At 75.3% G+C, this 14,343-nt stretch carries 11 protein-coding genes; all 11 read left to right on the top strand.

The genetic code is table 11. The features are described from left to right. Nucleotides 1-50: 50 nt before the first annotated feature. The 11 genes from WHI96_RS14530 to hpf all read left to right on the top strand — a co-directional run bounded on the left by WHI96_RS14530 (nt 51) and on the right by hpf (nt 14,146). The gene (locus WHI96_RS14530) at nt 51-689 is read left to right on the top strand and encodes a response regulator transcription factor (RefSeq protein ID WP_345646598.1); all 639 of its coding nucleotides are present in this window, start codon (nt 51-53) and stop codon (nt 687-689) included. Next, nucleotides 686-2,911 (top strand): sensor histidine kinase, encoded by a 2,226-nt coding sequence (locus WHI96_RS14525; RefSeq protein WP_345646595.1) that lies wholly within the window; start codon nt 686-688, stop codon nt 2,909-2,911. Before WHI96_RS14530 ends, WHI96_RS14525 begins: the two co-directional genes overlap by 4 nt. A 767-nt stretch (nt 2,912-3,678) precedes the next feature. After that, a complete protein-coding gene (locus WHI96_RS14520) occupies nt 3,679-5,016 on the top strand; it encodes a glutamate mutase L (RefSeq protein ID WP_345646592.1) in 1,338 nt (445 codons plus the stop codon). A 252-nt stretch (nt 5,017-5,268) separates the two neighbouring features. Next, complete coding sequence (gene ahcY, locus WHI96_RS14515; protein WP_345646590.1) at nt 5,269-6,756, top strand: adenosylhomocysteinase; 1,488 nt, start codon at nt 5,269-5,271, stop codon at nt 6,754-6,756. A gap of 182 nt (nt 6,757-6,938) precedes the next feature. Beyond that, entirely contained in the window at nt 6,939-7,418 is a 480-nt protein-coding gene (locus WHI96_RS14510) for an NUDIX hydrolase (protein ID WP_073576339.1), read from the top strand. 16 nt (nt 7,419-7,434) lie between these two features. After that, nucleotides 7,435-8,079: a dTMP kinase gene (locus tag WHI96_RS14505; RefSeq protein ID WP_345646586.1), complete on the top strand. Its 645-nt coding sequence runs from the start codon at nt 7,435-7,437 to the stop codon at nt 8,077-8,079. 25 nt (nt 8,080-8,104) lie between these two features. Next, nucleotides 8,105-8,782: an MtrAB system response regulator MtrA gene (gene mtrA / locus WHI96_RS14500; protein WP_020622190.1), complete on the top strand. Its 678-nt coding sequence runs from the start codon at nt 8,105-8,107 to the stop codon at nt 8,780-8,782. A gap of 133 nt (nt 8,783-8,915) precedes the next feature. After that, nucleotides 8,916-10,592 carry an MtrAB system histidine kinase MtrB gene (mtrB, locus tag WHI96_RS14495; protein ID WP_345646785.1) on the top strand — a complete coding sequence of 559 codons (1,677 nt, stop codon included), beginning with the start codon at nt 8,916-8,918 and terminating at the stop codon, nt 10,590-10,592. Next, nucleotides 10,589-12,313, top strand: a complete 1,725-nt coding sequence (locus tag WHI96_RS14490) for an LpqB family beta-propeller domain-containing protein (RefSeq protein WP_345646581.1) — start codon at nt 10,589-10,591, stop codon at nt 12,311-12,313. The genes mtrB and WHI96_RS14490 overlap by 4 nt, the downstream gene beginning before the upstream one ends. A 117-nt stretch (nt 12,314-12,430) precedes the next feature. After that, nucleotides 12,431-13,165 carry a ComF family protein gene (locus WHI96_RS14485; protein WP_345646578.1) on the top strand — a complete coding sequence of 245 codons (735 nt, stop codon included), beginning with the start codon at nt 12,431-12,433 and terminating at the stop codon, nt 13,163-13,165. Nucleotides 13,166-13,486: 321 nt separating this feature from the next. Beyond that, entirely contained in the window at nt 13,487-14,146 is a 660-nt protein-coding gene (gene hpf, locus WHI96_RS14480; protein ID WP_345646575.1) for a ribosome hibernation-promoting factor, HPF/YfiA family, read from the top strand. Nucleotides 14,147-14,343: the final 197 nt, after the last annotated feature.

Below are 14,343 nucleotides of genomic sequence, written 5' to 3'. Positions count from 1 at the left end.
CTACGGCGGGCGGGTCGGTCCTGCCACGGAGGGGTTGGCAGGATCGGCCCATGACCTCGCTCACCGTCGCCGGTGTCGACGATCACCCGATCGTGCTCACCGGGCTGCGGGCGCACCTGGAGGCGGCCGGTGCGGGGATCGTCTGGGCCGCGGCCGCGTCGACGGTCGACGAGCTGATCGTCGGTGACCCGCCGGACGTCGTGCTGCTCGACGTCCGTCTCGGCGACGGCAGCGACGTCGCCGACAACGTCACCCGCCTGCGCGCGTGGGGGGCGGCGGTCCTGCTGTTCACCACCGAGCGTCGCCCGGCGCCGGTCCGGCGCGGGATCGAGGCAGGGGCGTCCGGGCTGGTGCTCAAGGGCGACCCGGAGGACGGGCTGATCGAGGCGATCCGGTGTGCCGGGGGCGGGACCGTCTACGTCTCCAGCGAACTCGCCCACCAGATCGTCAACGACCCGGCCGGTCGGGTCCGGCTGTCCGAGCGGCAGCTCGACGTGCTCCGCATGATGGCGCGTGGGGTGCCGCGCCGCTCGATCGCCGAGCAGCTGTTCGTGACGCCGGGGACGCTGCAGACCTACCGCGAGCGGGCACTGGCGGCGTACGCCGCCCGTGGGGTCCTGTTCAAGGACTCCACCGAGCTGCCGTGGCGCGCCTACGCCGACGGCCACCTCGACCTGGATCCGGGATGAGCTTCCGGGCCGGGGTCGAGGTCGGCCTGCAACGCGCGTACGCGTCGCTGCTGATGCTCTTCGCCGTCGGCTGGTCGGCGATCGCAGTGCGCGGGCTCACCGGCGCCGGTCCCACCGCCGGGGCCCCCGTGTCGACGACGGGGGCGGCGGCGTTCGTGACGACCGCGGCGGTCCTGACGGTCCGCGGCATCCGGACCCGGCTCGGACCCGTCGACGTCGGCGTCGTCGTGCTGGTCGCCGCCCTCGTGCAGGTCGGATACCTGGTGGAGGCACCCGCCGGTCTGGTCGTCGGGTACCGCAGCCAGGCGGTCGTGGCGGCGATCGTCCCGCTGCTCACGCTGGCCCCGCCCCGGTGGGCGGCCGCCGGAACCGGTGCGCTCGTCGTCCTGCAGGTCGCGACCAGCGCACCGACCGACGGGCTGCCCGCCGCACTGCTGGGGGTGTGGTCACTGGTCGTCAGCGGCGCCATCGCCGCGGTGGTGGCACCGGTCCTGCGGACCGCGGGTGCCCGGGCCGACGCGGCGGCCGAGGCCGAACGCGCCGCCCGGATCACCGCCGACGGCGCCGCAGCCGAACGGGAGGCGGCCGCGGAGTTCGGCCGAGTCCTGCACGACGAGGTGTCCGCCGCTCTGCGGGGGGCCGCCACCGGCGGGGTGGACGGTGCGCAGCGGCGCGCGGCGGCCTCCCGCGCGGTCGCCGCGCTCGACGGGTCCGCCCCGACGCCGCCCGGGGATCCGGAGACCGACGTCCGCTCGGCGCTCGACGGGCTCGACAGTCGGACCCCGCGCCGGATCGCGCTGCCCGCCGAGCCGGTCGTCGCCTCGGTCGAGGTGGTCGCCGCCGTCCGCGGCGCGGTCGGCGAGGCGCTGCGCAACGTCGACCGGCACGCCGCGGCGGGCGAGGCCCGGATCGAGCTGGCGCCCGGCCCGGGGATCCGAGTGACGGTCGTCGACAACGGCCGCGGTTTCGACCCCGCGGCGCATGGCCCGTCCGCCGGTGTCGACGAGTCGATCGTCGGCCGGATGCGGGCGGTCGGCGGGACGGCGACGCTCACGAGCGCGCCCGGACGCGGCACCACGGTGCGCCTGGACCGGCCCCCCGATCCGGTCGGTCCGGCACCGCCCTCCGCCCCCGTCGACCGGATCGCGCTCGTCGCCGCCGCCACGGGCGACGTCCGCCGACCCCTCTACGCGCTGCTGATCGGGTACCTCGCGATGAACGCGCTGGTGGCGGCCCTGCAACCGGACCAGGTCCCGGAATCGCGATGGTTCCTGCCGTGGTACGCGACGGTGTGCGTGCTCGCGGCGGCGCTGGTGGTCCGGGCCGCGCGGGGTGTGGGGCCGGTCCTCTCGGCGGCCGCCGCCCTCGTCGCGGTCGGGGGAGCGGTCGCGGCCGTCGCCGTGGTCCCGCTGGCGGACCTGCTGACCCTCGCCTCGTGGCCGATCGGCGCGACCACGCCGTTGCTCATGGTGCTGGTGACGGTGCGACGTTCGGCCGAGGCGCTGCTCGCCGTCCTCGCCGCGCAGGTCGGCATCGTCGCCGTGCTCGCGGCCGGGCCGATGTCGGCCGAGCCGCCGGTGACGGTCGTCCTGTTCGCGATGCCGATGCTCGTCGCCCCCGCTCTGGGGACGCTGATGGCGTGGCTGATCGGGCGCACGATCCGTCGGCTCGGTCGCGCCACGATCGAGGCGAACGCCCGCCGCACCCGGGTCGAGGCCGACGCCGTGGTCGCCCGGGTGCGGCGGTCGGTGCGGGACCGGCGCATCGAGTCGTTGCACCGGGAGGTGCGGCCGTTCCTGACCGCGGTCGCGGCGGGGACCGAGGCCGCCGGGTCGCGCCGGGACACCGCGCTGCGTCTGGACGCCGCGATCCGCGACGAGCTGCACCTGCCCGAGGTGCTCGACGACGACCTGCGCACGGCACTCGACGCCGCCCGCTCGGCAGGCTGCCGGGTCGTGCTGCAGCCGTCGGCGGGGGCGCGCGTCGAACCGGGTCGCGTCGCGGCGCTGCTGCGTCCCGCGCTGACGGGCATCCCGGCGCGCGAGATCGTGCTCGGCCTGCACGACGACGGATCGATCACCACCGCGAGCCTCGTCGTCGTGCCCGGCCGGGACCTGCCGGTCCCCGACGACGCCACGGTCACGGTGCGCGAGTCGACCGTCGAGTACGCCTGGCTGGAGGTGGTCGTGTCCGGAAGCGACCCTCAGCCGGGCAGCTCGTAGCCGGTGAACTGCTCGCGCAGGGTCGTCCTCGAGAACTTCCCGACGCTCGTCCTCGGTACCTCGTCGATGAACTCCACCGCGTCCGGGAGCCGTCACCGGGCGACCCGGTCGGCGAGGAACGCCCGTAGCTCGTCGGCGGTCAGCGTCTCGCCCCGGCTCGACGACCACGCAGGCCGGCGGCCGTTCCACCCACTGCTCGTGGGAGATGCCGATCACCGCGGCCCCGGCCGCCTTGGGTGTGCGACGCCGGGCACCGGGTCGACATGCGGCTACAACAGTGGCAGCAGGGACCGGTCGACGAAGACGACCTCGTCGCCGGCGTGCTCGGCCACGTCGACGAGCTGGTCGGGGTGCAGCCGGATGGTTGAGCGTGTGCAGCACCCGGTCGGTGCCCGGCACGGCGAGGTGGAACTCCAGGGGCCGGGAGGATTTGCAGCAGAACGTGCCGACACGGCCGTCCGGGGAGATACCCAGGGTGTCCAGGACGGTCGCGAGCCGCCGTACCCGTTCGGCCCACTGGGCCACCGTGACGGCGTCCTCGGGCCCCTCCGGCTGAGCGGTCACCCTCCGTATGCCTCCGAACGGCTGCTCCGCACGGTGGAACGCATGCGGTAGGGGGCAGCAGTCGGTCCCGCATCGGTTCGAACACGCGGATCAACCTCCCGGCGGCGTGGCCTCGATCACCCACCTCTCGGTCAGGTCCGCGTCGCAACGGATCTGCTCCGGACACTGCCTGTGACCGCCCGACCGCAGTACGCTCGCCGTCCATGACCGAAGCGTCCCCGGACGACCCGCACGCGCCCACGGTCTGCCTCGACGTCGGCTCCGGCTGGACGAAGGCGGTGCTGGTGCTGCCCGACGGGACACCCGCCGGGTTCGCCGAGCACCCCACCACACCGGACGTGCTGACCGGGGTCGACGCCGCCGTCGCCGCCGCAGCGGCCGCCGCGGGCCGGGGCAGGCGCCGCGGGCCGCGGGTGCTGGCCTGTTCCTCGGCGGGCGGCGCGCTGCGCCTGTCGGTGGTGGGGTCGGAGACCCTGACCGCGACCGAGGCCGGGCATCGGGTCTGCCGCTCGGCGGGCGCCCGGGTGGTCGGGGTGCACCCCGGGCCGCTGGAGCCCGACGCGGTGCTGGAGCTGTCGAGCCGGCGCCCCGGGGCGGTGCTGCTGCTCGGCGGTGCCGACGGGGCCGACCCGGCGGTGCTGCTGCACAACGCGGGCCGGCTGGCCCGCACCCGCGGGCACTGGCCGGTGCTGCTCTCGGTCGACGACGTCGCCCGCACCGACGCGCTCGGCCTCCTGCTGGCGGGCGGCCGGGCCGTCACGACCTGCCCGAACGTCACGCCGCGGCCGGGCCGGATCGTCGCGGGACCGGCGCGGGACGCGGTCGCCGCGCTCTACGCCCGGCACGTCCTCGGGACGGGCACCGGCCGGTTCGGCGCGCTGGTCCATGTCGGCACGCACGCCGCGGTCGGCGACGGGGCCGGGGTGCTGGCCCGGCTGACCGGGACCGGGGTGCTCGTCGTCGACGTCGGGTCGGCGACCACCGACGTGCACCGCAGCGGCCCCGGGCCCGGCCCGGCCGCCGCGACCGTGGAGGGCGACCTCGGGGTGCGCGACGGCGCCGTCGGTGTCCTGACGGAGGCCCAGACCGAGGGCATCGTCGACCCGGTGGAGGCCGACCTGCTCGGCCCGGCCGTCGCCGCGCTGCAGGAGTCGCGCGCCACGGTGCCCGCCGACCGCGGCGCGGCCGCCGAGGACCGCAGGCTGGCCGCGATCGCGGCGGTGGTCGCGTTGCGCAGGCACCTGCGTCACACCGGCGTCCTGGCCGATCCCGCGCATCCCGGCACCGGTCCGGACGCCCCCGTCGACGCGGGTGAGATCGGTCTCGTCGTGCTCACCGGGGGCGTGTTCCGCCAGCGCGACGCGGCCGGGCTGGCCGCGGCGGCCCGCACGGTGCGCCACGACGCCGTCCTGGCCCCGCTGCTGGCCCGGGCGGAGGTGCGGGTCGACAGCGAGTCCGTGCTGGCCCCGGCCGGGCTGCTGGCCGCGCACGGCCGCGAGGTCGCGGCGGGCGGGCTGCTCGCCGAGCACCTGACGGGCTGATCACGCACGAGTTGACACCCCCGCGGCGGCTCGGAACCATGGAGTCGCGACATCGCCGGGCGCCGAGAGGCGCTGCAGCGGCCGTCACCGGCCGCCACGCTCGGGCCCGGCCGGCACGGACGAGAAAGGGCGCCTGTCTCCGACGAGGAGGGAGGACGCCGTGACCCGTGTACGCCGCTCCTCCTCCCCGTCGGACCGCACCCGTCGTGCCGACGAGTACGACTCTTACGCCTGAGGAGGCGCACCCACCCCATGACCGATCACCCGAAGCTGCAGCACGCCGGCGGCCTGGACTTCGCGATCGCCGACATCTCCGAGGCGGAGTACGGCCGCAAGGACATCCGGCTCGCCGAGAACGAGATGCCGGGCCTGATCGACCTGCGCCGTGAGTACGGGGAGTCCAAGCCGCTGACCGGCGCGCGGATCGCGGGCTCGCTGCACATGACCACCCAGACCGCGGTCCTCATCGAGACCCTCGTCGCGCTCGGCGCCGACGTCCGCTGGGTGTCCTGCAACATCTTCTCCACCCAGGACTACGCCGCCGCGGCGACCGTCGTCGGTCCGCACGGCACCGCGGAGGACCCGCAGGGCGTCCCGGTCTTCGCCTGGAAGGGCGAGTCGCTGGAGGACTACTGGTGGTGCACCGAGCAGCTGTTCAAGTTCCGTGACGCCGACGGCAACGTCGTCGGCCCGAACATGATCCTCGACGACGGCGGCGACGCCACCCTGCTCGTGCACAAGGGCGTCGAGTTCGAGAAGTCCGGCGTCGTGCCGACCTTCGACGACGACGACCTCTCGGTCTCCGACGAGGAGCGGGTCGTGTTCGACACCCTGCGCCGCAGCCTCGCCGAGGACCCGCAGCGCTGGACGACGATCAACTCCGACATCCGCGGAGTCACCGAGGAGACCACCACCGGCGTCAACCGGCTGTACCAGCTGGCCGAGCGCGGCGAGCTGCTCTTCCCGGCGATCAACGTGAACGACTCGGTCACCAAGTCGAAGTTCGACAACAAGTACGGCATCCGCCACTCGCTGGTCGACGGTCTCAACCGGGCCACCGACGTGCTGCTCGGCGGCAAGGTGGCCGTCGTGGCCGCCTACGGCGACACCGGCAAGGGCTCGGTCGAGGCTCTCGCGGGCCAGGGTGCGCGCGTCATCGTCGCCGAGGTCGACCCGATCTGCGCGCTGCAGGCGCTGCTGGAGGGTCACCAGGTCGCGACCCTGGACTCGGTCATCGAGCAGGCCGACATCATCGTCACGGCGACCGGTAACAAGGACATCCTGACGGTCGACCTGCTCAAGCGGGCCAAGCACCAGGCGATCGTCGCCAACGTCGGTCACTTCGACAACGAGATCGACATGGCGGGCCTGTCCCGCGTCGAGGGCATCAAGAAGATCAACATCAAGCCCCAGGTCGACGAGTGGATCTTCCCGGACGGGCACTCGGTCATCGTCCTGTCCGAGGGCCGCCTGATGAACCTGGGCAACGCGACCGGCCACCCGTCGTTCGTGATGTCCAACAGCTTCTCGAACCAGGTGATCGCCCAGGTCGAGCTGTTCACCAAGCACGAGGAGTACAACAAGGACGTCTACCGGCTGCCGAAGCACCTGGACGAGAAGGTCGCGCGGATCCACGTGCAGGCCCTCGGCGGCGAGCTCACCAAGCTCACCAAGGACCAGGCCGAGTACATCGGCGTGGACGTCGAGGGTCCGTACAAGCCGGAGCACTACCGGTACTGAGCGAGTAGCTCGCGGATCGCGCATCGGTACTGAGCGAGTAGCTCGCGGATCGCGCATCGGTACTGAGCGAGTAGCTCGCGGATCGCGCATCGGTACCTCGTTCTCCGCGTTCTCCGTCCGACGGCGCGGCGGCCCCCTCCCGGGGCGCCGCGCCGTCGGCGTACCAGGGGGTCACCGTCGAGATGACGATCGAGATCGGGTCGGGTGACGGCTGGGTGCACTGCGCCCGGGGTCACCGGCACTGGGGCCTGTTCGGCGCGGCCGGGCTGCTCGTGCGCCACCGCGACGACGCCGACCCGGCGGGCGTCGACCGGGTGCTGCTGCAGCACCGGGCGTCCTGGAGCCACCACGGCGGCACCTGGGGGATCCCCGGCGGTGCCCGGGACCGGGGGGAGTCCGCGGTGCGGGCGGCGCTGCGCGAGGCGGCCGAGGAGAGCACCCTCGCCGTCGCCGGGCTGGCGCCGGTGGAGGAGTTCGTCGACGACCACGGCGGCTGGAGCTACACCACGGTCGTCGTGCGGACGCCGGACGCGCCGCCGGTCCGGGTGCGCGGCGCGGAGAGCACCGAGCTGCGCTGGGTGCGCACCGACCGGCTCGGTGAGCTGGACCTGCACCCGGGCTTCGCGACGACCTGGCCCACCGTCTCGGAGCTGGGTGCCTGACCTAGGCTCGACCGCCGTGGGGGAACTGGTGGTCGTCGAGGGACTGGACGGTGCGGGCAAGCACACGTTCACCACGGAGCTCGTCGCCGGGCTGCGCGCACACGGCGCCTCGGTCACCACGACGGCCTTCCCCCGCTACGACGACGACGTGCACGCCGAGCTGGCCCGCGACGCGCTCTATGGCCGGATGGGCGACCTCGCCTCCTCGGTGCACGCGATGGCGGTGCTGTTCGCGCTCGACCGCCGGGCCGCCGCGGCCGGGCTGCGTGCGGCGCTCGCCGCACACGACGTCGTGCTCGTGGACCGCTACGTCGCCTCCAACGCCGCCTACAGCGCCGCCCGGCTCGGCCAGGACGCCGGCGGCGAGGTCGTCGGCTGGGTCCGGGCGCTGGAGGTCGACCGGTTCGGCATCCCGGTGCCCGGCCACCAGCTGCTGCTGGCACCGCCCCGGGAGGTCGCCGCGGAGCGGGCGAGGTCGCGCGCGGCCACCGAGCCCGGCCGCGCCCGCGACGCCTACGAGAGCGACGACGGCCTGCAGGCCCGCACCGACGCCGTCTACCGGGAGCTGGCGGCGCGGTCCTGGCTGAGCCGCTGGACAGTGCTCGACGACCCCGCCGCGGCACCGTCGGCCCTCGTGCCCGCCCTGCTGCACCGGTGCTGATCACGGGGCTGGGATAGTGACGTCCATGAAGTCGCGCGTACTGGTGGTCGACGACGACCCGGCCCTGGCCGAGATGCTCACCATCGTGCTGCGAGGCGAGGGCTTCGAGACAGCGGTCGTGTCCGACGGGACGCGGGCACTGCCCGCCGTCCGGGACACCCAGCCGGACGTGGTGCTGCTCGACCTGATGCTGCCCGGCATGAACGGCATCGACGTGTGCCGGGCCATCCGGGCGGAGTCCGGCGTCCCGATCGTCATGCTGACGGCTAAGAGCGACACCGTCGACGTCGTGCTCGGGCTGGAGTCCGGCGCCGACGACTACGTCGTGAAGCCGTTCAAGCCCAAGGAGCTCGTCGCGCGGATCCGGGCCCGGGTCCGCCGCAACGACGCCGAGCCCGCCGAGCAGCTGTCCATCGGCGAGATCGACATCGACGTGCCCGCGCACCAGGTCACCCGGGAGGGCCGGCCGATCGCGCTGACCCCGCTCGAGTTCGACCTGCTCGTCGCGCTGGCCCGCAAGCCGCGCCAGGTGTTCACCCGCGAGGTCCTGCTCGAGCAGGTGTGGGGCTACCGGCACGCCGCGGACACCCGCCTAGTGAACGTGCACGTGCAGCGTCTCCGGTCGAAGGTCGAGCGCGACCCGGAGCGCCCCGAGGTGGTCCTGACCGTCCGCGGGGTGGGGTACAAGGCCGGTCCTCCGTGACCGGCGCGCCGCGGGTGCACCGGCCGTGGTGACGCGTCGCCGCGGACTCCGCACCCGGCTGGCCCGGCTGCCCGGGGCCCGGCGGGTCGCCCGCGCGCTGGGACCGCTGCGGGTGCAGGCGCACGAGCTGGGCATGCTCATCGCCGCGGCCTGGCGGCGGTCGCTGCAGCTGCGGGTGGTCACCTCGACGCTGGCGCTGTCGTCGGCGGTCGTGCTGGTGCTCGGCCTGGTGCTGCAGAGCGAGATCGCCGAACGGCTGCTGCAGAGCAAGCTCGACGCCGCGATCTCCCAGTCGGACGCGAACCGGCAGGTCCTGGAGGGGCAGCTGGCGAGCGTCGACCCGGACCGCGAGGGCGTGCAGGAGATCCTGGACACCGCCCTGGAACGGCTGACCGACACCACCGGCCCCGGCCGGGCCGGGACGGCCGGGGAGTTCAGCGCCGCGCTGACCACCGGGTCGGCGAACGGGCCCGAGGTGTCCGCCGGCGACGTCGGCCAGATCACCGCGCGCCAGCAGGACATCACCGCCCGCGGGTCGCTGGACAGCCTGAACCGCCAGTACACGACCGTCGACGGCGTCCCGAACCTCGTCATCGGGCAGAAGATCGCCACCGCGGGCCGGGAGCTGCAGTTCTACCTGCTGTTCCCGCTCAACGGTGAGCAGCTGACGCTCGGGCTGGTGCAGAGCACGCTGATCGTCGGCGGGCTGGTGCTGCTGGTGCTGCTGGCCGCGATCGCCAGCCTCGTCACCCGGCAGGTGGTCCGCCCGATCCGGCACGCCGCCGACGTGGCCGAACGCTTCGCCGGGGGACACCTCGACGAGCGGATGGCCGTGCGCGGCGAGGACGAGGTCGCCCGGCTCGCCGAGTCCTACAACGAGATGGCGGGCAGCCTCGCCGCGCAGATCGCCCAGCTCGAGGAGTTCGGGGCGCTGCAGCGGCGGTTCACCTCCGACGTCAGCCACGAGCTGCGCACGCCGCTGACCACCGTGCGGATGGCCGCCGACGTCCTCTACGCCTCCCGCGACGAGCTGCTCCCGGCGCTGCGCCGCAGCTCCGAGCTGCTGGTCACCGAGCTCGACCGGTTCGAGGAGCTGCTCGCCGACCTGCTGGAGATCTCCCGCCTCGACGCCGGCGTGGCCGAGCTGGGTGCCGAACGGGTCGACCTGTCCGCGGTGGTGCGGCGGGCGACCGACGCGGTGCGCGGCATCGCCGCCGACGCCGGCACCGACCTCGTCCTGGACCTGCCGGCGGGCGAGCTGATCGAGGCCGACCCGCGCCGGGTGGAGCGCATCGTGCGCAACCTCGTCGCGAACGCGATCGACCACGGCGAGGGCCGCCCGGTGGAGGTGACGGTGGCCGGCGACGACGCCGCGGTCGCCGTCGTCGTGCGCGACCACGGCGTCGGGCTGCGGCCCGGCGAGGCGGACCTGGTGTTCAACCGGTTCTGGCGGGCCGAGGAGTCGCGGGCCCGGCGCAGCGGCGGCACCGGGCTCGGGCTGTCGATCAGCATCGAGGACGCCCGGCTGCACGGCGGCTGGCTGCAGGCCTGGGGCGAGCCGGGCAACGGCTCGGCGTTCCGGCTGACCCTGCCGCGCGAGGTGGGCGGGCACATCAGCGCCTCGCCGCTGCCGCTCGGCCCGCCCGCCGCCGCGGCCGGGGACCGGCGCAACGGCAGCTCGGTGCCGACCCCGCCGCAGGGGATCGGCCGCGACCTGCGCGAGGAGGACCTGTGGCGGCTGCGCCCCGAGGAGCACGCGCCGATGCAGCCCGCCGAGCGCGCCATCATCGACCCGGGCGGCGACCGGTGACCGCCCGCCGTGCGCTGGCGGCGCTGGTCGTGACGGTCGCCGCCGCCGTCGTCGCCGGGTGCGCGACGGTGCCCCAGCAGTCCGACGTGCAGGTGCTGCGCCAGGGCGAGCAGGCCGCCGAGCAGAACCTGAGCGGCCCGATCGAGGACGACGAGCCGCTCGGCCTGGTCCGCGGGTTCGTCTACCGTTCCGGCTCGCCCGACGACCGGCACGCGCAGGCCCGCCGCTACCTGTCGGCGTCGGCGTCGGGCTGGGACGACGCGGCGTCGCTGACCGTCCTGGACGAGCGGTTCGACACCGTCGTGTCGCCGGACAACGGCACACCGGGCCCGGACCGGATGACGGTGCGGGTGCGGGGCACCCGGCTGGGCACGGTCGGGCCGGGCGGGGCGTTCGAGTCCTCCCCGCAGCGGGTCGAGGTCGACGTCGGCGTCGTCCGGGAGGGCGAGCGCTGGCGGATCGACCGGCCACCGCCCGGGGTGATGGTCCGGCTGTCGGACTTCCGCTCGCACTACCGCGAGCTGCAGGCCTGGTTCGTCGACCCGGTCCGCCGGATGCTGCTGCCCGACGGGCACTACATCCGCAGCGGGCGTCCCGGTGAGCTCGCGATGGACGCCGTCGACGTGCTGTTGCGCGGGCCGTCCACCGGCCTGGCCGGGGCGGCGGTGACGATGTTCCCGGCGACCGCGCGGATCCGCTCGGCCACGACCGACCCCGCGGCGGGCACCGCGTCGATCGAGCTGACCGGGGTGTCGGGGCTGTCCCCGCAGGACCGGGAGCTGCTCGCCGCGCAGGTCGCGCAGACCCTCGGCGGGGTGGGTGTGCCGCGGGTGGAGCTGCTGGCCGACGGCGGACCGCTGGTCCCCGCGACGCCGACGGTGTCGGCCGCGGACCAGGCCGACCTCGTCGCCGGCCCCGGCCGGGCCCCCGCGTTCCCCTACGTCGTCGACGGCGGCCGGGTCCGTCAGCTCGGCGCGACCGGCGTGGCGGCACCGGTCGCCGGGCAGGCCGGGAACGGCTCGTTCGACATCACCGAGGCCGCCGCGTCCGCGCGCAGCGGGCGGATCGCCGTCGTGTCCCGGGAGTCGACGGGCACCCAGCGGCTGCTCACCGGCCCGCTGGGCGGGGAGCTCACCGCCACCCCGGTGTCCGGCGCCGACGTCCGCTCGCTGAGCTGGAACGGTGCGGGTGACGAGATCTGGGCGGTCGTGGACGGCAGGCTGCGCCGGGTCCTCGTCCCGCCGTCCGGGCCGCCGGTCGAGGGCGCGGTGGACGCGGGCCGGCTGACGCCGCTGGGCCGGATCGGGGACATCGCGCTGGCGCGTGAGGGCGGCCGGATCGCCGTCGTCGCCGACGGTGCGCTGCTCGTCGCCCCGATCGTCCCGGTCGACGACGGCGAGGTCGCCGTCGGGCCGCTGCGGCGCCTGCGCCCCGGGGACCTCGACGACGTGGTGTCGATCGACTGGCACTCCGCGGACCGGATCGTGGTCGCGTCGGACTCGGACCGCCCCATGTCCGAGGTGAGCGCGGACGGTCTGCGGCTGGACCAGATCCCCGGCACGAACCTGACCGCGCCGCTGGGGGCGCTGGCCGCCGCCGAGGGGCGCCCGCTGTACGTGACCGACCGGACCGGCCTGTGGAGCTACTCCGGCGGCGAGTTCGACGCCTGGCAGCAGGCGGGCGGGACCGGAGCGGCCGCACAGCCGTTCTACCCCGGCTGAGCGCGTCCCGGTGGCCGGATCCCCGGCCTGTGGACAACTCCGGCGGTTGTGGACAACTCGGCCCGGGCGGGCTCCGGCGGGCCCGCGGCGAGGGTGCCGGGGGCGAGTATCGGTGCCGTGACCCCGACCCGAGCCCCGTCCCCGGCCGCCGCCCTGCTGGACCTCCTCCTGCCCCGGACCTGCGGGGGCTGTGGTGCCGGGCCGCCCGGCAGCGGGGGCTGGTGCCCGGCCTGCGCGCAGGACACGGCGGGCCCGGTGCCGGTCCGGGTGCCCGGCGCCGGCCGGGTCGCGGCGGCCGGGCGCTACCGCGGGCCGCTGCGCCGGGCCGTGCTGGCCTACAAGGAGCGCGGCCGGCGGGACCTGGCGCCGGACCTGGCGGGGCTGCTGGTGGGCCCGGTGTCGGCGGTGCTCGCGCCGCGGGCCGACGGGACGCCGGACCCGGCCGCGGTGCGCCTGGTGCCGGCCCCGTCCCGGCCGTCGGCGGCCCGGGTGCGCGGCGGCGACCACGTGCTGCGGCTGTGCCGGGCGCTGGCGCCGCTGCTGACCGCTGCCGGGCTGCCTGCCCGCCCCGACGCGGCCCTGGCCCTGCACCGTCGCGCGCGGGACTCGGTGGGGCTCGACGGCGCGGGCCGGGCGGCGAACCTGGCCTCGGCGCTGCACCCGGCCCGGGGCCGCGAGCCGGTGCCCGCGGCCCCGGGGGAGGCGGTGCTGCTGGTCGACGACGTCGTGACCTCCGGGGCGACCCTGCGGGCCTGCGGGGCGGTGCTCGCCGCCTCGGGACTGCCCGCCGTGGGGGCCGTGGTGCTCGCCGACGCCTCGGTCCGCCGCCGCCGACCGGGCGACAGACTGTGATGACGATCACACGGCCGGACTGGTACGCCCGTCTCCCGGGCCGTCGTCCACAGTGGTCGCCGGGAGCGCGATCCGGAGGTGAGCGCGCCGCCCCGGGGGCGACGGGTCATCCGGGTGCCGCGAGGTCGTCGCGCGCCGCGTCCGATGGCGCCAGGGTGTCCACCCGACGGGTCGGCGAACGACCTGTCCCGGAGGCGGATTTCCCGATAACGTCCGCTGAACTCCGACCGCTACCACATCAGGAGGAACGACCGCGAGCCCACCCCCCGGGGGCCGTCGTCGGGTCCCGGGTTCAGCACGACTGAAGCGAGGGATGTTCGAGTGGAGATCGTCGTCACCGGCCGGAACGTCGAGGTGCCGGAGCACTTCCGTGGCCTGGTCCAGGACAAGCTCAGCCGCCTGGAACGCCACGACCACAAGATCGTCGGAATGGAGGTGGAGCTCTTCCACGAGCCGAACCGCCGTCAGCAGAAGTCCTGCCAGCGCGTCGAGATCACCGGGCGCGGCGGCTGTGGAGCCGTCGCCCGCGCCGAGGCCTCCGCCGCCGACTTCTACGCCGCACTCGACATGGCGGTCGGCAAGCTCGCCGAACGACTGCGTCGTTCCCACGACCGCCGCAAGCCCAGCCGCCGCGACCGCGTGGCCGCCTCCCGTGCCGCCGCCGACGCCTCGGCCGTCGCGCTCATGGAAGCGGCCCCTCCTGTCACCGACACCATCCCCGCACCGCGCGGTCACGACGAGTCCCTGACCGACGACGAGCTGGTCCGCCTCGAGCAGCAGTGGGAGGCCGAGTACCGGCCCGGCCGTATCGTCCGCGAGAAGTCCCACCCGGCCACACCCATGAGCGTCGACGAGGCGCTGTCACGGATGGAGCTCGTCGGCCACGACTTTTACATGTTCGCCTGCAGCGAGACCGGCCGTGCCTCGGTGGTCTACCGCCGCCGCGGCTACGACTACGGCGTGATCCGGCTCGACGGCTGACCGCCCGCGCCCGACGGTGCCCGTACCGCGGCGGGGAACGCCTCCCCGCCGCGGCGCGGGCCACCTTCGCCGGTGCCCGTACCATGGACGACGGGGTCGGCCCGCCGTGCGGCGCCGGTGCCGTGCCGGTGCCGCCCGCGACACCGTGTCGCGGCGCGGAGACCGTGGTGGGAGGCCCCGTGTCCTGACCGCGACGT

The sequence above is a fragment of the Pseudonocardia tropica genome, assembly GCF_040105315.1.
Lineage (GTDB): Bacteria > Actinomycetota > Actinomycetes > Mycobacteriales > Pseudonocardiaceae > Pseudonocardia > Pseudonocardia alni.
This window is presented reverse-complemented; position numbering and strand designations above follow the sequence as displayed.